We start from the raw sequence: 23,226 nt of genomic DNA on the forward strand, positions 1-23,226 counted from the left end.
TCGACGGGATGTCAAGCGTTACGCCTTCGGTTGCCCCGTCGCCACGGGGGGCCGACCTTACACCGCGCGACTGGCTGGAGGCGGGGCAGTCGCTGCTGCGTCGCGGCGGGCTCAAGGCGCTCAAGCTGCGGCCGCTGGCCGAGGAGCTGCGCGTGTCGACCGGCAGTTTCTATCATCATTTCGCGGACTTCGACGCCTATCAGGGGCAGCTCGCGAGCTATTTCGCGGGCGCGCAGCTCAGCGCGCTGATCGAGGCGCTGGAGCGCGCCACCCCCGATCCGATCGAGCGGATCCGGCTGCTGGGGCAGTCGGTGCGGCGGCGCGGCTCGTCGCGGATCGCGATCGCGATGCGCGCCTGGGCGGAAAGCGATCCGCGCGCGCGCATCGCGGTGGAGCAGCATGACGCGATGATGCTCGATTTCCTTGCCCGCTGCCTGACCAGCGCGGGGTTCGAGCGCGAGGATGCGGAGGTGCGCGCCTATGGCCTCATCACGCTGGGACTGAGCAAGGTCCACGCACCGCATCTCGACATGGCGCGATTGTTCGACCGGCTGCTGGAGATCGTCTGCGCCCGCCCGGAGCTGGGTCTGGAGACGGCGCAGTGAAGGCGGTGGTCGTCTCCGCGCTGACGCCCGACCTGTCGGGCACCGCGCTGGTCGACGTTCCGGAACCGGTCGCAGGCGCGGGACAGGTCACGATCCGGGTACGCGCCGCCGCGCTCAACTATCCCGACTTGCTGATGACGCGCGGCGAATATCAGCTGAAGCCGCCGCTGCCCTTCACCCCCGGCATGGAGGTGGCGGGCGAGGTGATCGCGGGCGACGGCTTCGCGCCGGGCACCGCGGTGGTGGCGGGCACGCGCACCGGCGGGCTGGCGGAGGTGGTCGCGGTCGATGCCGCCGCGGTGCGCGAGAAACCCGCGCACCTCTCCTTCGCGGAGGCGGCGGGCGTCGGCGCGGCCTATCTCACCGCTTATGTCGCGCTGGTCCGGCTGGCGAAGGTGGAGCCGGGCGAATGGGTCGTCGTCCATGGGGCCACCGGCGGGGTCGGCCTCGCCGCGGTGGATCTGGCCAAGGCACTCGGCGCGCGCGTCATCGCCACCTCGCGCTCGGCGGAAAAGCTGGCGATCGTGGCGGACCAATATGATGTCGACGCCACCTGCCTCGCCCCCGGTTTTCGCGAGACCGTGAAGGAGATCACCGGCGGCGGCGCGGACGTGATCTACGATCCCGTCGGCGGCGACGTGTTCGACGAATCGGTGCGCAGCATCGCTTTCGGCGGACGGCTGCTGGTGGTCGGCTTCACCTCTGGCCGGATCGCAACGGTGTCCACCAACATGCCGTTGATCAAGGGTTTTTCGGTCGTCGGCGTGCGCGCGGGCGAGTATGGGCGGCAGTTTCCGGAGCGCGGTCGCGAGAATCAGGCGGCGATCTGGGCGCTGGCCGGCGAGGGGCGCATCCGCCCGCGCGTCCATGCCGAATATCCGCTCGATCGCTGGCGCGACGCATTGGTCGCGATGGAGCGCAGCGAGATGGTGGGCAAGCTGGTGCTGGTGCCGTAAAATGAACGACGCGGCCCTCACCCCGCCGGCATGAGCGGGGACAGGCCATGAAGGAGAGGTCGATGTCCGGGTACGATTACGTCATCGTCGGTGGCGGCTCCGCGGGCTGCGTGCTGGCCGCGCGGTTGAGCGAGGATCCCGCCGCCAGCGTCTGCCTGCTGGAGGCGGGCGGCGCCAACAAGGAACTGCTGGTGCGGATGCCCGCCGGAGTCGGCAATCTCATCAAGTCGAAGAACAAGCACAATTGGGGCTTCTGGACCGAACCGGAGCCGCACATGGACGGGCGCCGGCTGTGGTGGCCGCGCGGCAAGGGACTGGGCGGCTCCTCCTCGATCAACGGCATGATCTACACCCGCGGCCATCCGCAGGATTACGACGAATGGCGCCAGATGGGGCTGGACGGCTGGGCGTGGGAGGACGTGCTCCCCTATTTCCGCCGGCTGGAGGGGCATCATCGCGGCGAGTGCGACGGATTGCACGGTGCCGCCGGCCCGCTGTCGATCTCCGCCGGCGAAAGCGACAGCCCGTTCCACGACGCGCTGATCGAGGCCGGGCGTCAGGCCGGCTATCCCGTCACCCCCGATTTCAACGGCGCATCGCAGGAAGGATTCGGGCGCTACGACCTGACCATCTCCGACGGTCGGCGCTGGTCGACCGCGGCGGCCTATCTGCGCCCGGTGCTGGCGCGCCGCAACCTGACCGTGATCACCGACGCGCGGACCACGCGCGTCGTGGTCGAGCACGGCCGCACGGTCGCGGTCGAGTACCGGCGCGGCACTGCGCTCGAACGGGTCGAGGTCGCGGGCGAGGCGATCCTGAGCGCGGGCGCGGTGCAAAGTCCGCACCTGCTCCAGCTCTCCGGGATCGGCGACCCCGACCGGCTGCGTGCGGCGGGGATCAACACGGTCCATGCGCTGCCCGGCGTCGGTGAGAATCTACAGGATCACCTCGACGTCATCATGAACTGGTCGACGCGCGGGCTGGTCACCGCTTTCTCCGCGACGCGCGGGCTGGGGCAGCTCAAGACCGGGCTCAACTATCTGTTGCGCGGTCAGGGACTGGGGCGGCAGCAGTTCCTCGAATCGGGCGCCTTCGTCCGCTCACGCGAGGGGCTGTCGCGTCCCGACGTGCAGATCCACGGCGTCCTCGCGGTGATGCGCGATCACGGCAAGCAACGCGTCGGACAGGACGGCTTCTCGCTCCATCTGTGCCAGTTGCGCCCCGAAAGCCGCGGCCGGATCATGGCGGCCTCCGCCGATCCGTTCGCCGATCCGCTGATCTACGCCAATTACCTCGCCGCGCCGGAGGACCGCCGCGTGATGCGCGAGTGCGTCAAGATCGGGCGCGACGTCGCCGCGCAGGCGGCGCTCGACCCGTATCGCGCCGACGAACTGTTCCCCGGCGCGTCGGTTCGGACCGACGAGGAGATCGACGCCTGGGTCCGCGCCGCGGCGGAGACGATCTATCACCCGGTCGGCACCTGCCGCATGGGGGCCGAGGGCGACCAGCGTGCGGTGGTGGACGGCGCCTTGCGCGTCCGCGGCATCCAGGGGCTGCGCGTCGCGGACGCCTCGGTCATGCCGACGCTGGTCGGCTCGAACACCAACGCACCCACGATCATGATCGCCGAGAAGACCGCGGACCTGATCCGGGGCGTGAAGGCGACGCCCGCACTGGCGGCGTAGCGCGCGGCGGCAGCGGCCACACCGGGCCGTCACCCCGGGCTTGAACCGGGGTGACGAGAAACGGGGCGCCTGCGTCTGGACGGAAGCATCCTGCCCGGCGTCGCGACCTAGTGCTGCTCCTCCAGCAACACCTGTCGCACCCGCGCTACCAGATCGTCGCGCGCGAAGGGCTTTCGCACGATCCACTCCTCCGGGACATGCGCGATCGCGGCCAGGTCGGCATAGCCGGTGACGAACAGCACCGGCAGCGCGGGCCGGACCGCGCGGGCGCGCCGGGCGAAATCCACGCCGCTCATCTGCGGCATCGCCACGTCCGCCACCACCGCCTCGATCCCCGGTTCCGCGTCGAGCGCGTCGAGCGCGCTGCGCCCGTCCGCCGCCTCGATCACGCGGCACCCCGCGTCGCGCAACGCGCCCGCGGTGACGTCGCGCACCGCATCCTCGTCGTCCAGCACCAGGATCGTGCGCCCCGCGATCGACGCGCCGTCGACGCCGGCGGCGCCATCGTCCGGCGCGACCGGCGAGCGCCGCCGCGCGCGGCAGGTACACGCTGACCGTCGTCCCCCGCCCCTCGACGGTATCGATCCGCACCCCGCCGCCCGATTGCTTGGCGAAACCGAACACCTGCGCCAGCCCCAGCCCCGATCCCTTGCCCACCTCCTTGGTGGTGAAGAACGGTTCGAACGCGCGCGCCAGCACCGCGTCGCTCATCCCGGTCCCGGTATCGCTGACCGCGACGCGGACATGATCGCCCGCGGGCGGCTCCTCGGGGCGCAGCGGATCGCCCAGCGACACGTTGGCGCTGGACACCACCAGCGTCCCGCCCTCCGGCATCGCGTCGCGCGCGTTGATCGCCAGGTTCAGCAGGATCAGTTCGATCTGCGTCGGGTCGACCAGCGCCGGCCACAATCCGTCGGCCAGCCGCGTCTCGATCGCGATCGAGCGGCCCAGCGTGCTCGCCATCAGCGGGACCAGCCCGGCGACGGTCCCGTTGAGATCGACCACCTTCGCCTGCAGCCGCTGCCGCCGCGAGAAGGCGAGCAGTTGCGCGGTCAGCGCCGCGCCGCGCTCCGCCGCGGTGCGGACATGCGCCAGCCGCTCCAGCGAGCGCGCGTCGAGCGGCCCGGCCGCGGCGGCGCGGGTCAGCATCTCGACATTGCCGAGAACGACTGTCAGCAGATTGTTGAAATCATGCGCCACGCCGGAGGTCAGCTGCCCCACCGCCTCCAGCCGCTGCATCTGGTGGAGCGTCTCCTCCATCCGCTCGCGCTCGGCGATCTGGCGGGTCAGTTCGGCGGTGCGCTCCGCCACCCGCGCCTCCAGCGCGGCACCGGCGAGATGCCGTTCGGTCACGTCGATCGCGCAACCGACATAGCCCAGGAACGTGCCCTCGCGGTATCGCGGCTGGACGACGCTGTACATCCAGCGCTCGCGCCCGTTCGCCCCGGTCAGCTTGTAATCGCCGCTGCGCTCGCGCGGGTCGGCGAACCAAGTGGCGTAGAAGGCCTGCGCCGCGGCCCGCGCCTCGTCGCGGATCAGCGGCGCGAACCCCTCCGCCATCATCCGCTGCGGCGAGACGCCGAACAGCAGCTCGAACCCCTGGTTGGCGAAGATGATCGCGCCGTCCGCGTCGGTCATCCACACCAGCGCGGGCAGGCCGTCGGCCAGCATCCGGAAGCGCCGCTCGCTCTCGCGGATCGCATCCGCCTCGCGATGCCGCGCGGTCACGTCGATCGCGGTGCCGATCGCGCGGACGCAGCGATCGCCCTCGAAGATGCCGCGCCCCTTGGCCGCGATCCACCGCGTCGTGCCGTCCGCCCCGGTGATGCGATATTCGACGTCGTAGAGCGCGCGGCGGGCGGGGTCGGTGGCGGCAGTAAAGGAGGCGATCAGCGCGGCGCGATCGTCCGGATGGACGCGCCGGTCGAAGTCGGCGACCGTGCGCCGCGTCAGCGCCGGCAGGTCGTACAGCGACCACAGCCGCGCCGACCCGTTGAAGGCGCCGGTGGTCAGATCGCAATCCCACGTCCCGATCTCGCCCATGTCGGTCGCGAGTTCGAGCGAGTCGCGGCTGATCGCCAGCGCGGCCTCGGCGCGATGCCGCTCGGTCTGGTCGTTGCCCTGGACGAACACCGCGGTGATCGCGCCGGTCACGTCCGCGATCGGCTGGTAGATGAAGTCCAGCCGCCGTTCCTGCTCCGCGCCCGTCGCCGGATCGCGCAACAGCACCGGCACGTCGACCCCGCTGTACGGCGTGCCCGTCGCCGCCACCGTGTCGAGCCGCGCGACGAACCCCTGCGGCACCAGTTCCGGCAGCGCCTCCGCGACCGTGCGCCCCACCAGGTCGCGCCCGCCCACCAACGTGCGGAAGGCGGCATTCGCCATCTCCACGACATGTCCGGGCTGGCGCAGCACCGCGATGAAGCCGGGCGCCTGATCGAACATGCGGTGCAGTCGCTGGCTGTCCTCCACGATCGCGCGCGCCGCGCGGACGCGCTCGGTCGTTTCCGACACGATGCACAGCACGCCACCCACGCTGCCGTCGTCCAGCGGCACCGCGGAATAGGAGATGTCGAAATACACCTCCTCGCCATAGCCCGCCCGCTCGATATAGAAGGGGCGATCGCGCGCGGCATAGGTGATGCCCGTGGCCCGTACCCCCGCCAGCAACGGCTCCAGATCGTCCCACAATTCGGTCCATGCCTCGCGCGCGGGACGCCCCAGCGCGCGCGGATGCTTGTCGCCGATCGTGGGGGCATAGGCATCGTTGTAGAGCGCGACATAGTCCGGCCCCCAGAACAGCACCGTCTCCGCCCGCGTCGGCAGCATCAGCGCGACCGCGTGGCGCAGCGCCGCGGGCCAGCGCTCGATCGGCCCCAGCGGCGAGCCATGCCAGTCGTGCGACGCGATCAGCCGCCCCATGTCCCCGCCCCGCGCCAGAAAGGCGGGCGGATCGTCGGTGCTGTCGGGCGGTTGTGTCATCTGCGCCAGCGTAGCGCGGCCGGGCGGTCGCGCGAAGGTGGCAAAATCCTCCGTTCGCAGGTAATTCCGGTGCCATGAACCCAGCCTTCCGCTCGATCCACCACCACGGCATGATCCGCGTCGCCGCCGCCACCCCGGTCGCGACCGTCGGCGACCCTGCGCGCAACGCCGAGGAAGCGATCGCGCTGGCGCAGGCGGCCGACGCGCGCGGCGTCGACCTGGTCGTCTTTCCGGAACTGAACCTCAGCTCCTACGCGATCGACGACCTGCACCTGCAAACGGCGTTGCAGCGCGCGACGCTGGCCGCGATCGAGGCGGTGCGCGCGGCCAGCGAGCGGCTGCGCCCGCTGCTGCTGGTCGGCGCCGCGCTGGAGCGCAACGGGCGGCTCTACAATTGCGCGGTCGCGATCGCGCGCGGGCAGGTGCTGGGCGTGGTGCCCAAGACCTTCCTGCCCAATTACCGCGAATATTATGAGAAGCGCTGGTTCGCGCCCGGTGCCGGCCTCACCGGGCTGACGATGACGCTGGGCGACGCGGACGTGCCGTTCGGCACCGACCTGCTCTTCGCCGCGCGCGACCTGCCGCATTTCGTCGTCCATGCGGAGATCTGCGAGGATTATTGGGCGCCCACCCCGCCCTCGACGATGGGCGCGCTCGCCGGGGCGCTGGTCTGCGCCAATCTCTCCGCGTCGAACGTCGTGATCGGCAAGTCGCGCGAGCGGATGATGCTGTCCGCCGCGCAATCGGCACGCGCGGCCTGCGCCTATGTCTATTCCGCCGCCGGGCCGGGGGAGAGCACCACCGACCTCGCCTGGGACGGTCAGGGCACGATCCACGAGCTGGGCGAGCTGCTGGCGCAATCCAGCCGCTTCTCGCACGAGGCGGAGCTGGTCGTCGCCGACGTGGATGCCGAGCGGCTGGCGCAGGAGCGGCTGCGCACCGGTACCTTCAACGACGCCGCGATCGCATCGGGCCACCCGGAGACGCGCTTCCGCCGTATCGCCTTCGACCATGGCGCCGATCGCGGCGACACCGGGCTGGAGCGCGAGATCCGCCGCTTCCCCTTCGTCCCCAACACGCCCGACAAGCTGGACGAGGATTGCTACGAGGCGTTCAACATCCAGGTGGAGGGGATTGCCAAGCGGCTGGTCGCCGCCAACGCGCAGCGGCTGGTGATCGGCGTATCCGGCGGGCTGGACAGCACGCACGCGCTGATCGTCGCCGCCAAGGCGCTCGACCGGCTGGGCCGCCCACGCGCCGACATATTGGGCATCACCATGCCCGGCTTCGCCACCAGCGAGGGGACGAAGGGCAATGCGTGGAAGCTGATGAACGCGCTCGGCATCACCGCGGAGGAGATCGACATCCGTCCCGCCGCGACCACGATGCTGACGGACATGGGCCATCCCTATGGCCGCGGCGAGCCGGTCTATGACGTCACCTTCGAGAATGTGCAGGCCGGGCTGCGCACCGATTATCTCTTCCGCATCGCCAACCAGCGGGGCGGGCTGGTAGTCGGCACCGGCGATTTGAGCGAGCTGGCGCTCGGCTGGTGTACCTATGGCGTCGGCGATCAGATGAGCCATTATGCGGTCAACGCCGGCGTGCCCAAGACGCTGATCCAGTTCCTGATCCGCTGGTGCATCGCGACCCGTCAATATGATGCCGCGACCGATGCGGTGCTGGATGCGATCCTCAACCAGGAAATCTCGCCCGAACTGGTGCCCGGCGAGGAATTGCAGAGCACCGAAAGCAAGATCGGCCCCTATCCGCTCAACGACTTCTTCGCGCATTACGTGATCCGCCACGGACTGGCGCCGTCGAAGGTCGCGTTCCTGGCATGGCATGCGTGGCGCGATGCGGATGCGGGGCGCTGGCCGCTCGGCTATCCGGATGCGGCGCGCACCGCCTATGATCTGGAGACGATCCGGATGTGGCTGGAACGCTTCCTGACGCGCTTCTTCCAGACCAGCCAGTTCAAGCGTTCGGCGATCCCCAACGGGCCGAAGGTGTCGGCCGGCGGCGCGCTCTCCCCGCGCGGCGACTGGCGCGCCCCCTCCGACGGCACCGCGGCGGCATGGCTGGCGGAACTGGCGGCGAACGGGCCGTAACCCTCCTCGTCACCCCGGACTTGATCCGGGCTCCCGCTTCTTCTTCGGGCGTCGCCTAGAAAGCGGGACCCCGGATCGAGTCCGGGGTGACGTGAAAGCCTTCTGAACCTCCGTCCCTTTCACCCGTTCGGGCCAAAACCCACGGGAGAACAGCGACATGAGCGACAACGGAACCACCCGCCGCACCGTTCTGGGCGGTGCGGCGATGGCGGCGGGCGCGGCGACGATCGGGGGCAGTACCGTGGCGCAGGGCGCACCCGCGAAGCTCACCGATCCGCGCGGCAAATACACCAGCCAGCCCTTCCCCGAACAGCGCCAGCCCTGGCCCGCGCTCCAGTCGAAAATGACCCCGCGCCCCGATTGCGGCGAGACGAGCTATCGCGGTTCAGGCCGGCTGGCGGGCCGCAAGGCGCTGGTGACCGGCGGCGATTCCGGGATCGGCCGCGCCGCCGCGATCGCCTTCGCGCGCGAGGGCGCCGATGTCGCGATCAATTACTACCCCACCGAAGAACCCGACGCGCGCGAGGTGAAGGCGCTGATCGAACAGGCCGGGCGCAAGGCGGTCCTGCTCCCCGCCGACATCCGCACCCAGAAGGCGTGCGAGAAACTGGTCGCCGATGCGGTCCGCGCGCTCGGCGGCCTCGACCTGCTGGTCAACAACGCCGCCTATCAGCAGAGCAAGGAGAGCATCGCCGACATCACCGACGAACAGTTCGTTCGCACGTTCGAGACCAACATCTTCGCCACGTTCCGCATCAGCAAGGCCGCGATCCCGTCGATGCCGCCCGGTGCGGTCATCATCAACACCGGCTCGGTCAACAGCTACGATCCGGGCGAGGAACTGCTCGATTATGCCAGCACCAAGGGCGCGATCCTGATCTTCACCAAGGGGCTGGCGAAGCAGCTCGCGAGCAAGGGCATCCGCGTCAACATGGTCGCCCCCGGCCCGATCTGGACCCCGCTTCAGGTCGCGGGCGGACAATTGCCGGGCAAGCTGGGCGAGTTCGGGCAGGACACGCCGCTCGGCCGTGCCGGACAACCAGCGGAGCTGGCGCCGCTCTACGTCATGCTGGCGGAGGACGGCAGCAGCTTCTCGACCGGCACCGCCGTCGGCGCCCATGGTGGCAAGGGCAATCCCTGACCACAAAGTCACTGATCGACATCAACACATTGAAATTACGGGGAACGTGCGCGCTGGTCGGCATTTGATCGGACACCTGCAACGAGGGAGCCCGACATGGCCGACCAGCCGTCAGACGACGACGCCCCCGCCTTCGCCGCGAAGAAAGGCGACCCCACGCCGCACGGCGAAACCATCACCGCGCGCGCCGTGACGATCAACAAGCCGGTCGCGGAGGTCTTCTCCCGCTTCCGCGATTTCGCCGCGCTGCCGACCTTCATGGAAAATGTCGAGCGGATCGACGTGGTCGACGAAAAGCGCTCGCACTGGACCGTCAAGGCGCCCGGCGGCGGCACCGTCGAATGGGATGCGCGCATCACCGAGGAGGTGCCTGGGCGCCTGATCGCCTGGGAAAGCGAACCCGGCGCCGACGTCCCCAACTCGGGTCGGGTCGAGTTCCGCGATGCCGGCGCGCGCGGCACGGTGGTGGTCGCCACCATCCTCTATGATCCGCCCGTCGGGATCGTCGGCAAGATCATCGCCAAGATGTTCCAGCGCGAGCCCGCGATCCAGGCGCGCCGCGACCTGCGCCGCTTCAAGCAGCTGCTGGAAACCGGCGAGATCGCCACCCCGGCGATGAACCAGAAGCAATTCGAGGAGATGGGGCTGTGAAAGCGATCGCCTGGCACGGCAAGCATGACGTCCGCGTCGACACGGTCGACGATCCCGGCATCGTCAACCCGCGCGATGCCATCATCAAGGTGACGTCGACCGCGATCTGCGGCTCCGACCTCCACCTCTACGACGGCTATATCCCGACGATGCAGTCGGGCGATATCCTGGGGCATGAGTTCATGGGCGAGGTGGTCGACGTCGGCCCCGGCTCGACGCTGAAGAAGGGGCAGCGCGTCGTGGTGCCCTTCACGATCTCGTGCGGCGCCTGCTATCATTGCACGAAGCAGCAATTCTCCGCCTGCGACAACGGCTTGCCCGCGGATAATCAGGACATCGCGCAGGAGCTGTACGGCCAGCCGATGGCGGGCCTGTTTGGCTACAGCCACATGACCGGCGGCTATGCCGGCGGTCAGGCGGAATATGTCCGCGTGCCGTTCAGCGACGTCGGCCCGATCGTCATCCCCGATGGCGTACCGGACGACAAGGTGCTGTTCCTGTCGGATATCCTTCCCACCGGCTGGATGGCGGCGGAGAATGCCGATATCGAGCCGGGCGATACCGTCGCGGTCTGGGGTTGCGGCCCGGTCGGGCTGTTCGCGGTCCAGTCGGCGTTCCTGATGGGCGCGGAGCGCGTCATCGCGATCGACCATTTCCCGCACCGGCTGGAACTCGCACGAAAATTCGGCGCAGAGACGATCAACTTCGAGCAGACGCAGGTCTATGAGGCGCTGATGGTCATGACCGGCGGCATCGGCCCCGATGCGGTCATCGACTCGGTCGGACTGGAGGCGCACGGCTTCTTCGTCGACAACGTCATCGACCAGATCAAGGTATCGACCTTCACCGGCACCGACCGCGCGCATGCCAACCGCCAGGCGATCATCGCCTGCCGCAAGGGCGGGCGCGTGTCGATGCCCGCCGTCTATGGCGGCTTCGTCGACAAATGGCCGCTCGGCGCCTTCATGGAGAAGGGCCTGACGCTCAAGACCGGGCAGACCCATGTCCAGCGCTATCTGCCCGCGCTGCTCGCCGCGGTGCTCGACGACAAGATCGACACCGAATTCCTGATCTCGCACCGCATGCCGCTGACCGACGGGCCGGAGGGCTATCGGATGTTCCACGATCAGCAGGACGAGGTGACCAAGATCGTCCTGAAGCCCGGGATGGCGTGAACAAGATCCGCAACCCCACCCACCTCCGTTTGCCCTGAGGAGGGGCTGAGCGACGTCGAAGACCCGTCTTGAAGGGCACGCACCATGCGTCGACACGGCATTTCGACAAGCTCGATGCCTCCTCAGCACGAACGGACCAGAAGAACACGAGAGGAACCCCGTGGCTGACACCTTCGCCATCATCACCGGCGCTTCGACCGGCATCGGCTTCGAGCTTGCCACCCTCGCCGCACAGGCCGGCCACGACCTCCTCATCGTCGCGGACGAAGGGCTGATCGAGGCCGCCGCCGCCGACCTGCGCCAGTTCGGCACCGACGTTCAGGCGCTGGAGGCCGACCTTGCCACGGTCGAGGGCATCGACCGCCTGCTCGCCGCGGCGGGCGGGCGCACCATCGACGTGCTGTGCGCCAATGCCGGCCGCGGGCTGGGCCGCGCCTTTCTCGACCAGTCGGTCGACGACTGGCGCCGCGTGGTCGACACCAACATCACCGGCACCGTGTACCTGCTCCAGAAGGTGCTGGCGCAGATGGTCGCCCGCCGCGACGGCAAGGTGCTGGTGACCGGCTCCATCGCCGGCTTCATCCCCGGCAGCTTCCAGGCGGTCTATAACGGCACCAAGGCGTTCGTGGACCATTTCACCGACGCGCTGCGCGACGAGTTGAAGGACCATGAGGGCGTGACGCTGACCACGCTGATGCCCGGCCCGGTCGAGACCGAGTTCTTCGACCGCGCCGACATGATGGATACCGAGGTTGGCACCTCCGACAGCAAGTCCGATCCGGCGAAGGTGGCGAAGGACGGCTGGGACGCGATGATGGCGGGCCGGCATTCGATCGTGTCGGGCTGGAAGAACAAGCTACAGGCCGCCGCCGCGCACGTCCTGCCCGCGGAGATCACCGCGCACCAGCACCGCAACATGGCCGAGCCGGGCACGGCGAAGAAGTAACCTGCACCAAGCCCCGCATCGTCATGCCGGACTTGTTCCGGCATCCAGGGCCACATGCACCCAACCATCGTAGGGCGTGCGGAACCCTGGACCCCGGAACAAGTCCGGGGTGACGATATGCCTGGGGCGCCGGCAGAGCCCCCTCAATCCCCCGCAAACCCCCAGGCCGACACCCCGCGCTCGCGCTCGTTGACCAGCAGCGCCCTGCCCGCCGGCGCCGCCGACCGTTGCGGGCAGTCCGCGCGATAGCAGGTCCGGCACCCCGTCCCGACCGGCGTCGCCGCACCGTCCAGATCCAGCCCGCGTGCCGCCGCCAGCGTCACCGCCTGTGCCGCCGCCACCCCCAGTCCGATCGCGAACTCCGCCGCGACCGTCGCCAGCCCGGCACCGACCGCCCCGCCCTGCGCGCCGACGCTGCGCGCCAGCGTGAACCAGCGGCTGCCGTCCTCCATCTCCACCACCTGCGCCACGGTCGTGCCCGGTCGGTCGAACGCATGGTGCAGCTGCCACAACGGGCAGCGCCCCTCCGCCTCGACCAATACCGACTGGCTCGCGCCCGCGAACCGCTTCGACGACTGGCCCGCGCGATCGATGCGGATCATGAAGAACGCCAGCCCGCGCGCGCCGACGCGCTGCAACGTGGTCAGCCGGTGCGCCACCTGCTCGAACCCCGCGCCGAACCGCCGCTGGAGGATATCGAGGTCATAGCCCGTCGCCTCGCACGCGCGCAGGAAGCGCGCATAGGGCATCATCAGCGCCGCCGCGAAATAGCCCGCCAGATGGCGCCGGAACAACCGCTCCGCCGCGCGATCGCTGAACCCCGCGCCGCGCGCCAGCGCGTCGATCTCGCCGCGCGCCTCCAGCTGCGCCAGCTGCACCGCCAGCGCGAAGGTGCGCGACGGTGCGTCGAGCCGCTCGCTCAGCTGCAACTGCCGCGCATGCAGGTCCAGCCGCCGCAGCAGGTCGGGCATGACCTCGACCGGCAGCACGCGGATCGCCAGCCCATGCTTCACCCGCAACCGCTCGACCAGCGCACCGTACAAGTCGGCCGCGACCAGCCGCAGCTCGTCGGCCAGCGTCTCGGCCGCCTGGTCCAGATCGGGGAAGTGGTTGCGCCACCGCTCGATCTCGCGCCGCACCGCGGTGCTGGGATCGTCCGCCACCGATGCCGTGGTCCCCCCGCCGCCGACGCGGTCGAACGCGCGCGCGAATGCCTCCGCCCCGCCCGGCGCCGCGGCCAGCCATTCCTCCACCTCGGCACGGTCCACCTCCAGGTCGGCGAACATCGGATCGCCCAGCCGCCGCCGGATCGCCTCCGCGCCGCCGCCCGGCTCGCCCGCGGTCAGCGCCCGCGGGTCGAAGTCGAACCGCTCCGCCAGCTGCACCAGCAGCCCCGCCGGCAAGGCGCGCTGGTTGCGCTCGATCAGGTTGAGATAGCTCGCCGACACCCCCAGCGCCTCCGCCATCGCCGCCTGGGTCAACCCGCTGCGCCGCCGCAGCCGCTTCACCGCATGTCCCGCCAGCAGCTTCTCGCGTGCCATCCGTCACCTGTAAATGAATTTACAAAACAACGGGCATTTACCGCATCTGTGCCGACCGCGCGACACGAAACTTAGGCGATACCGGTTAGTCGGCGTGCGATTCGTGGATTATCACACTCCCATCCGGCGACGACGACGTGTCGCCTCGAAAGGAGAGACCATCATGACCACCGAACCGCAACGCAGCCGCGCCGTCTTCTCCACCGAGGACTTCGGGCTGATGAAGGAAGCCGTCGCGCATTACGTCCGCCAGATCGCCGACGATCCGCGCTCGTCCAAATTCTCGAACCTCTACCACCGTCTCGGCCGCCTCGGCTGAGCGCACCAGTTCCTGGGGAGGAAAGGTGTCCGCCGGCATGGGCTTCCCCATGCCGGCGGCCATTTCCGCACCCGACGCATCTTCCAGACCAGAAGGATCTCCGCCCGTGACCTATCAGGACAATATCGCTTCCACCGCGCAGCTGATCGCGGGCCACAACGGCACCTGGGACGGGATCGATGCGGAGGCGGTCGCCCGCATGCGGCTCCAGAACCGCTTCAACACCGGGCTGGATATCGCCAAATACACCGCCGCGATCATGCGCCGCGACATGGCCGCCTATGACGCCGATCCCGCCAACTACACCCAGTCGCTGGGCTGCTGGCACGGCTTCATCGGACAGCAGAAGCTCATCAGCATCAAGAAGCATTTCGGCAGCACCAAGGGCCGCTACCTGTATCTCTCCGGCTGGATGGTCGCGGCGCTGCGCTCCGATTTCGGCCCGCTGCCCGACCAGTCGATGCACGAGAAGACCAGCGTGCCCGCGCTGATCGAGGAGCTCTACACCTTCCTCAAGCAGGCCGACGCGCGCGAGCTGGGCATGATGTTCCGTGAACTGGACAAGGCGCGCGAGACCGGCAACGAGGTCGAGGCGCAGCGCCTGATCCACGCGATCGACAATTACGAGACGCACGTCGTGCCGATCATCGCCGACATCGATGCCGGTTTCGGCAATGCCGAGGCGACGTACCTGCTCGCGAAGAAGATGATCGAGGCGGGCGCCTGCGCGCTCCAGATCGAGAATCAGGTCAGTGACGAGAAGCAGTGCGGCCACCAGGACGGCAAGGTCACCGTGCCGCACGAGGACTTCCTCGCGAAGGTGCGCGCCTGCCGCTACGCCTTCCTGGAGCTGGGTGTCGACGACGGCATCATCGTGACGCGCACCGACTCGCTCGGTGCCGGTCTGACCAAGCAGATCGCCTTTTCGAAGGAAGCCGGCGACATCGGCGATCAGTATAACGCCTTCCTCGACTGCGAGGAGGTGACGGACCTGTCGTCGCTCCGCGGCGATGTGGTGATCGAGCGTGATGGCAAGCTGGTGCGTCCCAAGCGCCTCGCCAGCAACCTGTTCCAGTTCCGCGAAGGCACCGGCGCCGACCGCTGCGTGCTGGATTGCATCACCTCGCTCCAGAACGGCGCCGACCTGCTGTGGATCGAGACCGAGAAGCCGCATATCGAGCAGATCGCGTCCATGGTCGACCGCATCCGCGAGGTGATCCCCAACGCGAAGCTGGTCTATAACAATTCGCCCAGCTTCAACTGGACGCTCAACTTCCGCCAGCAGGTGTTCGACGCTTGGACCGAGGCCGGCCGCGACGTCTCCGCCTACGATCGTGCACGGCTGATGAGCGTCGATTATGATGACACCGATCTGGCGGCGGAAGCGGACGAGAAGATCCGCACCTTCCAGAAGGATGCCGCAGCGCGCGCCGGCATCTTCCACCACCTCATCACGCTCCCGACGTATCACACCGCTGCGCTCAGCACCGACAATCTCGCCCGGGAATATTTCGGCGAGGCGGGGATGCTCGGCTACGTCAAGGGCGTGCAGCGGCAGGAGATCCGCCAGGGCATCGCCTGCGTGAAGCACCAGAACATGTCGGGCAGCGACATCGGCGACGATCATAAGGAATATTTCGCCGGAGAGGCGGCGCTGAAGGCAGGCGGCGTCCACAATACGATGAACCAGTTCGCCGCCTGACCGACAATCGCCGAAATATCCCGACGCCCGCGGGACTTGCCTCCCGCGGGCGTTCTTCTTTGCCGACATGTGACGATGCCGTGAAAACCGCCGGGCATCGCAAGACTGCCCCATTTCGGCGGTTGCGGCGTTGCACAATGATCGCATTCATGGGAGAGCAACATCTCCTGTCAGGGAGAGTTAGCATGAAGTTTGGTACCTACCTGCTCGCCGCTGCCGCCGCCACGATGGCGGCCGCTCCGGCGATGGCGGCTCCGGCGAACCCCGCCGCCAGCCTGTCGGTCGCGAAGTCGGCGCGCGCGTCGGCTCCGTCGGCCAAGAAGAACGAGCTGGCCGGTGGCGGCGTGCTGGTCGCGATCCTGGCGGCTGCCGCCGTGGTCGCCGGCATCGTCATCATCGCCGACGATTCGGACAGCAACTAAGACGTGCTGACCGGGGAAGGGGAGCTAACCGCCCCTTCCCCAACCTTTTCTTCCTTCCGACGCCGTGCCTAGCGCACGCTCGGCTCCGCGACACTCCCGGCACCCGGTTGCAGATCGCGCACCCCTTCATCGGTGACGAACACGCGGCGCGTCGCCGCCCAGCGCCCCGCCGCCTCGCTCGCGGTCCAGCGCACCAGCATCGGCGACAGCAACCATCCCAGCGTCACCGGCGCCAGCCACGCCGCCGCCACCGGCATCAGCGGCGACAGCAGCAACAGCACCGCCCCCGCTCCTACATGCCAGCGATAGCGCGGCATGATCTCCGCCAGCGTCAGCCCGTCGCTGCTGCGGTTCTGCGGGTGCCATTCCGCGCGCCGCTGCCGCGCGATGCCGAACAGTTCGATCGTCTGGGTCAGCGCGATCGTCGGCGCCGCGAGGATCGACAGCGGCACGTCGACCGCCACCGAGCGCAGGATCGCGCGTCCGCCGCCCAGCGCATGCCGCCGCGGCGCGTCGCGCACGACATGGATTACGCCCATCAGCTTCGGCCCGAACAGCAGCGCCAGCGTCACCGCCAGCACCGTGCCCGATGCATTGTCCGACAGCAGCCCCTGGTCCCCGCGCACCGCCAACACCACGCTGACCGCGATCAGCAACAGCCACAGCGGCGACGCCAGATACCCCGCCGCCCCCAGCAGCAGTTGCAGCCGGTTGATCCAGTGGAAGCCCGATGCGTGGAGCAGCCCCAGATGCTGGAGGTTGCCCTGCGCCCAGCGCCGGTCGCGCACCGCCGCGTCGATCATCGTCGGCGGATATTCCTCGAACGTCTCGTCCGCCATCACCATATGGACGCGCCACCCGCGCCGCCGCAGCAGCGCGGCCTCCAGCACGTCGTGGCTCATGATCGTGCCCCCGAACGGCGGCTTGCCCGGCAGTTCGGGCAGGCCGCAGCTCTGTGCGAAGGCGGCGACGCGGATCAGCGCATTATGCCCCCAGAAGGTCGCCTCCGCGCCCGACCACCAGACCAGCCCGGCGGTCGAGGCGGGGCCGTAGGCACGGCTGGAGAATTGCATCCAGCGCTGGAACAGCGTGTGGGCGCCGATCACCTGCGGCACGGTCTGGAGCAGCGCGACATCGGCGCGGCGGTCCAGGATCTGCGCCATGCCGATGATCGTGCGCCCGCCCATCAGGCTGTCCGCATCCAGCATCAGCATATAGTCATAGGCACCGCCGAAGCGCCGCAGCCATTCGGCGATATTGCCCGGCTTGCGCCCGACGTTGCGCTCGCGCCGCCGGTAATAGACCGCGCATTCCAGCCGCGCCGACAGCGCCGTCCAGGCGGCCCGCTCCGCCGCTTCGTGATCGGGCGCGGAATCGCTCAGGATGAAGAGGTCGAACGCCGGTGCCGCACCCGCCGCCGCGATCGCGCGCGCCATATGCGCGAGGCGCGCGCAGACCGCGTCGATATCCTCGTTGTGCACCGGCATCAGGATCGCGGTGCGCCCCTCCAGCGGCTCCGACCAGCGCGGCACCGGGGTGAACCCCGGATGCAGCCCCGTCGACAGCAGGATATAGCCGATCGCGGTGTTGATGAACCCGAAGGCGATCAGCGCGAACAGCGGGAAGAAGGTCGCCAGCAGCACCACGTCGCCGACGCCCAGCCCGTCCGCCAGCACCGCTTCCTTGAGCGCGGTCGACGCGGCGACCGCCACCACCCCGGTCAGCAGCACCAGGATGACGCGCCGCGCCAGCATGTCGTCGGGCGCCCGCCCGGCACCGGCGACATCGCGCGGCGCGCTGTCGGGCGGGGGCGGTCCGTCGAAGCGCTGCACCGGCATCGCCAGCGGCGCCTCGGGCGGCAGGTCGCGGATCATGGAGGTCACGTCAGGTCGAGCGGGAACAGCAGGGTTTCGCCCAGCGCCGCCTCGCCGCGCTTCAGGAACAGCCGCACGTCCGCGGTGGCGCCCGCCTCCGGCGCGATATCGGCGGTGACGCGCCAGCGATCGCGCTGCCCCGCCACCGGATAAGCGGCACTGGTCAGCAGGCGCCCGCGCGCCACCACGATGTCGGCGGTGACCCCGCTGTCGCGGGTCAGCCCGACCAGCCCGTCGCCCTGATAATCGACCACCAGCTTGCGCGCGCCCGCGGTCACGGCACCGCCCGGCCGCCCCGCGCTGCCGACACGCGCCTCGACGACGCGCGCGCCGCGATCGGCGCTGGGATCCTGCGACGTCCAGCGCAGGCGATAATCGTAGCGCAGCCGCTGCCCCGCCTTCACCGGCGCCGCCGGCACCCAGAAGGCGGCGACATTGTCCACCGTCTCCCCCGTCGTCGGGAAGGCGTAAAGCATCACGTTCCCCGCGCCCCAGCGCCCCTGCGGCTCGACCCACAGATCGGGCCGGCGATCGTAGAAGGCGCCATCGTCCTGATAATGGTCGAACGCCCGATCGCGCTGGATCAATCCGAAGCCGCGCACGTCCTGCGCCGCGAAGCTGTCGGTCACGGGGGCCGCCGGGTTGCGCAGCGGCCGCCACAGCCGCTCGCCCGCCGCGGTCAGCAGCGCCAGCCCGTCGGAATCGTGGATCTCCGGCCGCCAGTCGCTCGCCCCGCGCTGGACGCGATCGTCATACCAGAACATGCTGGTCGCGGGCGCGATCCCCAGCCGCGCGACGTCGCGCCGCAGGTGGAGCACGACTGACACGTCCTGCACCACCCCGCCCTCCCGGCGCGAGACGAAGCGATAGGCGCCGGTCACGCTCTCCCCGTCGAGCAGCGCATAGATCGTATGACCGCCGCCTGCGATCGGCTCGATCCAGAAGTCGGTGAAGCGCGGGAATTGCTCACGCCCGTCGACGCCGGTGTCGATCGCGATGCCGCGCGCGGACAGGCCATATTGGTCCTGCGACCCGGCGGCGCGGAAATAGGAGGCGCCCAGATAGGCGAGCCAGTCGCTCTCCCGCCCCGGCTCCATCGCGCGGAATCCGGCGAACCCCGGCGCCACCGGCCCCTTGCCCTCGAACAGCTCGGGCGAGAAGGCGACCGCGCGCGCGCGGCCGTTCTCCACCACGTTGATCGCGACCGGCGTCGTGCTGCCATTGCCCAGCGGGAACAGCCGGATGCCGCCGGCCGGCGCGCGATCGGCGCGGAAGCGGATCGCGCCGATCGCGTCGAAGTCGACGCCCTCCGCCGCGGCGACCCGCTCGGCAGGGCGATAGGGGCGTCGGGCGAGCGCGGCCGCGCGCTGTTGCACCATCTCCCACGAAAAGGGTGCGTCGGCGGCGCGCGCGGCGCGATCCAGCACGGGAGACAGCGCCAGCGCACCGCCGGCCGTCATGAAGGAGCGTCGATCGATCGGAAGCATGGCGTTGCCAACCGGCTAGACGACACTTTGTTGCGATGCAAAACCCGCCGCGACGGGCCGGACGATCAGAGCGATTGCCCGTCGTCCAGGTCGATCACGCTGCCGGTGACGTGCGCGCTGGCATCGCTGGCGAAGTACAGCAGCACGTCGTCCAGCGCGTCGATCGGCAGCAGGCGGCGGCGGTGGAAGCCTGCGATCTGCGCGCGCCCACCGTCCGTCTCGAACCAGTCGCCATTGATCTCGGTCTGGATATAGCCGGGCTGGATCACGTTGACGTTGATGCCCGCGCGCACCCATTCGCGCGCCAGATTGCGCCCCAGATGCGCCACCGCCGCCTTGGACGCGGCATAGGCGCTGTCCCCGGTCGCGGTCTGGTGCGCGGTGATCGATCCGATCAGGACCATCCGCCCCCGCCCCGTCTCGCGCACCCCTGCCGCGATCAGCCGCCGCGCCGCCTCGCGCGCGGTCAGGAACACGCCCAGGAAATTGACGTCGATCGTGGCGCGCAGCGCCGCCAGATCGACATCGGTCGCCCGCCCGGCATTGCTCTGCCCGGCATTGGCGATCACGGTGTCGACCGTGCCGAACGCGCCCTCCGCCTGGTCGAAGGCGGCGCGTACCGACGCTTCGTCGGTGACGTCCATCGCCAGCGGCAGCGCCGCGTCGCCCAGCCGCTCCGCCAGCGCGGCGACGCGGTCGACCCGCCGCGCCGCGATCGCGACGCGGGCACCCGCCGCCACGAAGCGCTCGGCGAAATGCGCGCCCAGCCCGGACGATCCGCCCGTGATGAGCGCGACGCGTCCGCTCAGATCGAATGCCATGGCAATCCTCTCGTCTTCTTGTTCTTGTTCTTCTTCCGGGATCAGGCGCGTCCCAGCCCCATTCGCGCCAGCGCGCGCTGCCGATCGATGAACTGGTGCTTCAGCGCCCCGGCGACATGCAGCACCAGCAGCGCCAGCATCAACCAGCCGCCCAGCCCGTGGATCGTCTCCAGCCGCTCGTGCAGTTCGTGCTGCTCGGGCACGCCCTCCGGCGTGCGCCCGATGTCGTTGATCGGCGCGATCAGCGGCAGTGGGATCGCGTTCCAGATCAGGATCGGCCCGCGCTTCGACGCCGGCTTGCCCTGCGCCGCAAAGGCCGCGCCGGCCGATCCGGCGGGCGGATTGGCCGACACCATCGCCCAGCCCGTCAGCGGCAGCGCCAGCATCGCGACATACAGCAACGCGTGGACGCCATGCGCCAGCGCGCGCTCGCCCCCCGTCATCGGCAGGAATGGCGGCGGACGATGCGTCAGCCGCCAGACGATCCGCACCACCGTCAGCACCAGGATCGTGATGCCGGAGGAGATGTGGAAGGCAAAGGCGCCGCGCGGCAGCCATTCGCCGAACAGCCCCGTCGCCAGATTGTAGAGGATCAACGCCGCGATCGCCCAATGCAGGACGATCGCCACATTGGAGTAGCGTACCGCGCGATACCCGCCCTCGCCCGTCATTCGTTGCGCCTCCGTTCGTTTCACCCCTGCTCCGCCAAAGCGCGCCGCGCGTCAATCGTGCTTGTCATGCGGTGCGGTGCGCGGTTGAACGGCGCAATCGACACGTTCTCCGGAAATTTCGCCATGATCCTGCGCCCGCTCGCCTGCCTCGCCCTGCTCGCCACCCCCGTCGCCGCGCAGGACGCGCCACGCGTCGAGCATCTGTCGCGCCCCGGCTCGCGCGCGCCCTTCTCGCCCGCGGTGCGCGTGGGCGATACCGTCTATCTGTCGGGGCAGATCGGCGCGGCGCCCGATGGCACCATCCCGCAGGGAATGGCGGCGCAGGCACGCGCCGCGATGACCAACCTCGGCCAGGCGGCGCGACTGGCCGGGGTCGGGTTCGACGATATGGCCAAATGCACCGTGATGCTGGCCGACATGTCGCAATGGGCCGCATTCAACGCCGTCTATGTGACCTATTTCACGCCCGGCCGCCTGCCGGCGCGCTCCGCCTTCGGGGTCAACGGCCTTGCGATGGGCGCGGGCGTGGAGATCGAGTGTATCGCGGTCGCGCCGCGACGCTGATCATGGCTCGATCGCCAGCGCGATCATGATCCGCGTCGAACAGATCGCGCAGTCCAGCGCCGACGCCTGCGCGCGCGGACAGGCGATGCACGCACGCCGCGGCAGCGTGCCGTCGACCAGCCCGATCAGCAGGCGTTCGTCGTCGGACAGCGTCGCCGCGCCGACCGCGATCCGCCGCCCCAGCGCCGCCTCGCACAGCGCCATCAGGCTGTCGAACACCGGTGCCAGCATCCCGCACCCGCGGCGCGTCAGCATCGCATGCAGCCGCTGTTGCACCGGCGCCCCGCCGTCGCGCGCCGTTCGCCAGCACCGTGCCGCCGCACTCAGCAACTCGGCCACACCGTTGCCGGGCCGGGGATCGTCCATCCGCATGTTCCGCTCCGATCGCTCGCCGCCCCGAACGCCATCTACGTTAAATGCGATTAGGTCGCAATAGCGTTATCTAGCAGTAGGAATTTCGTGAAGGGTGGCCCGCGTGCCTCGGATAGACCGTCATGTTCCCCGGCGGACGCCGGGGTCCAGTAACGATCGGCTCGTAAGTTACGGAAAACGCACCTCACTGGACCTCGGCCTCCGCCGGGGAACGGAAGAGACTTGGACGTCGCAGAGGTTCGCATCCGACGCGATGGATGCCGGAACACGTCCGGCATGACGGTAGAGCCGGTTGGGCGGGCCGCACCTCGCCAAAACCGCTATGGCCACCATCCCCGAACGCAAGAAGACCGGGCGCGGCCATCGCCCCACCCGGTCCTCGTCGCATCGCGGCGCGACGCTTACTTGCGCAGCGTGAGCCCGCCGCCGAAGCGCTTGTTGAAGCGCGCCACCTGACCGCCGCTGTCCAGCACCTGGCCGCGACCGCCGGTCCACGCCGGGTGCGCCAGGGGGTCGATTTCCAGCGTCATCGTGTCACCTTCCTTGCCCCAGGTGGAGCGCGTTTCGTACACGGTGCCGTCGGTCATCTGCACCTTGATCATGTGATAGTCGGGGTGAGTGTCCTTCTTCACGTCGCAAGCTCCTGTCGCGGCTGGTTTCCGACCAGCCAAAAGGGAAAGGCGCGCGCCTAGAGGAGCGCGCGCCGAAAGTCAAAGCATGATGCGCGCGTCAGCCGGCTTTTGGCGGATCGGCGATCATCGCGGTGAAGTTCGCCTCCGCCGCGACCTGTCCGTCGATCTTCGCCACACCGGCGAACTTGCACACGCTGGAGCGCTTCTGGACGAACTCGACCTCCAGCGACAGCAGCACGCCGGGTTCCACGGGCTTGCGGAACTTGGCGTTCTCGATCGCCATGAAATAGACGAGCTTGCCCGATCCCGCGAGGCCCAGGCTCTCCACCGCCAGCACGCCCGCGGCCTGCGCCAGCGCCTCGACGATCAGCACGCCCGGCATGATCGGACGGCCGGGGAAATGCCCCTGGAAGAAGCCTTCGTTGATCGTCACCGCCTTCGTCGCGCGGATCGACCGGTCGAGGACGATCTCCTCGACGCGGTCGACCAGCAGCATCGGATAGCGGTGCGGCAGCGCCTGCATCACGCGCGCGACGTCGAACGGGCCGATCGCCCCGTTCGACGCTGCG

The 23,226-nt window shown here is 69.3% G+C and carries 21 protein-coding genes and 1 pseudogene; 12 read left to right on the forward strand and 10 right to left on the reverse strand.

The annotated features are described in order from the left end of the window. Positions 1-8 precede the first annotated feature (8 nt). The 3 genes from PGN14_RS06995 to PGN14_RS07005 all read left to right on the forward strand — a co-directional run bounded on the left by PGN14_RS06995 (position 9) and on the right by PGN14_RS07005 (position 3,246). Positions 9-605, forward strand: coding sequence for a TetR/AcrR family transcriptional regulator (locus PGN14_RS06995; protein WP_335298749.1), 597 nt, complete (start codon positions 9-11; stop codon positions 603-605). Then, the gene (locus PGN14_RS07000; RefSeq protein WP_335298751.1) at positions 602-1,561 is read left to right on the forward strand and encodes an NADPH:quinone oxidoreductase family protein; all 960 of its coding nucleotides are present in this window, start codon (positions 602-604) and stop codon (positions 1,559-1,561) included. The genes PGN14_RS06995 and PGN14_RS07000 overlap by 4 nt, the downstream gene beginning before the upstream one ends. Positions 1,562-1,623: 62 nt before the next feature. Next, positions 1,624-3,246, forward strand: coding sequence for a choline dehydrogenase (locus PGN14_RS07005; RefSeq protein WP_335298752.1), 1,623 nt, complete (start codon positions 1,624-1,626; stop codon positions 3,244-3,246). Between the two features lie 107 nt (positions 3,247-3,353). Here PGN14_RS07005 and PGN14_RS16845 read toward each other — a convergent pair whose 3' ends face one another. Both PGN14_RS16845 and PGN14_RS07010 read right to left on the reverse strand, forming a co-directional pair. Next, complete coding sequence (locus PGN14_RS16845) at positions 3,354-3,701, reverse strand: response regulator (RefSeq protein ID WP_443019488.1); 348 nt, start codon at positions 3,699-3,701, stop codon at positions 3,354-3,356. 88 nt (positions 3,702-3,789) lie between these two features. Then, positions 3,790-6,228, reverse strand: a pseudogene (locus PGN14_RS07010) (PAS domain-containing protein); the annotation flags it as partial. 74 nt (positions 6,229-6,302) lie between these two features. Here PGN14_RS07010 and PGN14_RS07015 point away from each other — a divergent pair. The 5 genes from PGN14_RS07015 to PGN14_RS07035 all read left to right on the forward strand — a co-directional run bounded on the left by PGN14_RS07015 (position 6,303) and on the right by PGN14_RS07035 (position 12,252). Beyond that, a complete protein-coding gene (locus PGN14_RS07015) occupies positions 6,303-8,339 on the forward strand; it encodes an NAD(+) synthase (RefSeq protein WP_335298753.1) in 2,037 nt (678 codons plus the stop codon). 157 nt (positions 8,340-8,496) lie between these two features. Further along, positions 8,497-9,480, forward strand: coding sequence for an SDR family oxidoreductase (locus PGN14_RS07020; protein WP_335298755.1), 984 nt, complete (start codon positions 8,497-8,499; stop codon positions 9,478-9,480). Positions 9,481-9,576: 96 nt separating this feature from the next. Further along, positions 9,577-10,131 carry an SRPBCC family protein gene (locus tag PGN14_RS07025; protein ID WP_335298757.1) on the forward strand — a complete coding sequence of 185 codons (555 nt, stop codon included), beginning with the start codon at positions 9,577-9,579 and terminating at the stop codon, positions 10,129-10,131. Further along, positions 10,128-11,306 carry a zinc-dependent alcohol dehydrogenase gene (locus tag PGN14_RS07030; protein ID WP_335298758.1) on the forward strand — a complete coding sequence of 393 codons (1,179 nt, stop codon included), beginning with the start codon at positions 10,128-10,130 and terminating at the stop codon, positions 11,304-11,306. Before PGN14_RS07025 ends, PGN14_RS07030 begins: the two co-directional genes overlap by 4 nt. Positions 11,307-11,466: 160 nt before the next feature. Further along, positions 11,467-12,252, forward strand: a complete 786-nt coding sequence (locus tag PGN14_RS07035; protein WP_335298759.1) for an SDR family NAD(P)-dependent oxidoreductase — start codon at positions 11,467-11,469, stop codon at positions 12,250-12,252. A 143-nt stretch (positions 12,253-12,395) separates the two neighbouring features. Here the strand turns inward: PGN14_RS07035 and PGN14_RS07040 are convergent, their stop codons facing one another. Further along, positions 12,396-13,793 carry a helix-turn-helix domain-containing protein gene (locus PGN14_RS07040; protein ID WP_335298760.1) on the reverse strand — a complete coding sequence of 466 codons (1,398 nt, stop codon included), beginning with the start codon at positions 13,791-13,793 and terminating at the stop codon, positions 12,396-12,398. 163 nt (positions 13,794-13,956) lie between these two features. Between PGN14_RS07040 and PGN14_RS07045 the strand changes: the two genes are divergently transcribed. The 3 genes from PGN14_RS07045 to PGN14_RS07055 all read left to right on the forward strand — a co-directional run bounded on the left by PGN14_RS07045 (position 13,957) and on the right by PGN14_RS07055 (position 16,236). Next, positions 13,957-14,112, forward strand: coding sequence for a hypothetical protein (locus PGN14_RS07045; RefSeq protein ID WP_335298761.1), 156 nt, complete (start codon positions 13,957-13,959; stop codon positions 14,110-14,112). Between the two features lie 106 nt (positions 14,113-14,218). Beyond that, positions 14,219-15,814, forward strand: coding sequence for an isocitrate lyase (locus PGN14_RS07050; protein WP_335298762.1), 1,596 nt, complete (start codon positions 14,219-14,221; stop codon positions 15,812-15,814). Positions 15,815-15,999: 185 nt separating this feature from the next. Then, the gene (locus tag PGN14_RS07055) at positions 16,000-16,236 is read left to right on the forward strand and encodes a hypothetical protein (RefSeq protein ID WP_335298764.1); all 237 of its coding nucleotides are present in this window, start codon (positions 16,000-16,002) and stop codon (positions 16,234-16,236) included. A 68-nt stretch (positions 16,237-16,304) separates the two neighbouring features. Here the strand turns inward: PGN14_RS07055 and mdoH are convergent, their stop codons facing one another. The 4 genes from mdoH to PGN14_RS07075 all read right to left on the reverse strand — a co-directional run bounded on the left by mdoH (position 16,305) and on the right by PGN14_RS07075 (position 21,089). Next, complete coding sequence (gene mdoH, locus PGN14_RS07060) at positions 16,305-18,110, reverse strand: glucans biosynthesis glucosyltransferase MdoH (RefSeq protein WP_335298765.1); 1,806 nt, start codon at positions 18,108-18,110, stop codon at positions 16,305-16,307. A gap of 5 nt (positions 18,111-18,115) precedes the next feature. Next, positions 18,116-19,597 carry a glucan biosynthesis protein gene (locus tag PGN14_RS07065; RefSeq protein WP_335298766.1) on the reverse strand — a complete coding sequence of 494 codons (1,482 nt, stop codon included), beginning with the start codon at positions 19,595-19,597 and terminating at the stop codon, positions 18,116-18,118. A 65-nt stretch (positions 19,598-19,662) separates the two neighbouring features. Beyond that, positions 19,663-20,418, reverse strand: a complete 756-nt coding sequence (locus tag PGN14_RS07070) for an SDR family NAD(P)-dependent oxidoreductase (RefSeq protein ID WP_335298767.1) — start codon at positions 20,416-20,418, stop codon at positions 19,663-19,665. A gap of 41 nt (positions 20,419-20,459) precedes the next feature. Beyond that, entirely contained in the window at positions 20,460-21,089 is a 630-nt protein-coding gene (locus PGN14_RS07075; RefSeq protein WP_335298769.1) for a cytochrome b, read from the reverse strand. A 123-nt stretch (positions 21,090-21,212) separates the two neighbouring features. Between PGN14_RS07075 and PGN14_RS07080 the strand changes: the two genes are divergently transcribed. Further along, positions 21,213-21,653: a RidA family protein gene (locus tag PGN14_RS07080; RefSeq protein WP_335298770.1), complete on the forward strand. Its 441-nt coding sequence runs from the start codon at positions 21,213-21,215 to the stop codon at positions 21,651-21,653. Here PGN14_RS07080 and PGN14_RS07085 read toward each other — a convergent pair whose 3' ends face one another. The 3 genes from PGN14_RS07085 to fabZ all read right to left on the reverse strand — a co-directional run bounded on the left by PGN14_RS07085 (position 21,654) and on the right by fabZ (position 23,207). After that, on the reverse strand, positions 21,654-22,019 hold the full coding sequence (locus tag PGN14_RS07085; RefSeq protein ID WP_335298771.1) for a hypothetical protein: 366 nt from the start codon (positions 22,017-22,019) through the stop codon (positions 21,654-21,656). A gap of 407 nt (positions 22,020-22,426) precedes the next feature. Further along, positions 22,427-22,657: a 50S ribosomal protein L31 gene (rpmE, locus tag PGN14_RS07090; RefSeq protein ID WP_066485170.1), complete on the reverse strand. Its 231-nt coding sequence runs from the start codon at positions 22,655-22,657 to the stop codon at positions 22,427-22,429. Positions 22,658-22,754: 97 nt separating this feature from the next. Next, positions 22,755-23,207 (reverse strand): 3-hydroxyacyl-ACP dehydratase FabZ, encoded by a 453-nt coding sequence (gene fabZ, locus PGN14_RS07095; protein WP_443019489.1) that lies wholly within the window; start codon positions 23,205-23,207, stop codon positions 22,755-22,757. Positions 23,208-23,226 lie beyond the last annotated feature (19 nt).

Origin of the sequence: Sphingomonas adhaesiva (assembly GCF_036946305.1) — a bacterium.
Taxonomy (GTDB): Bacteria; Pseudomonadota; Alphaproteobacteria; order Sphingomonadales; family Sphingomonadaceae; genus Sphingomonas; species Sphingomonas adhaesiva_B.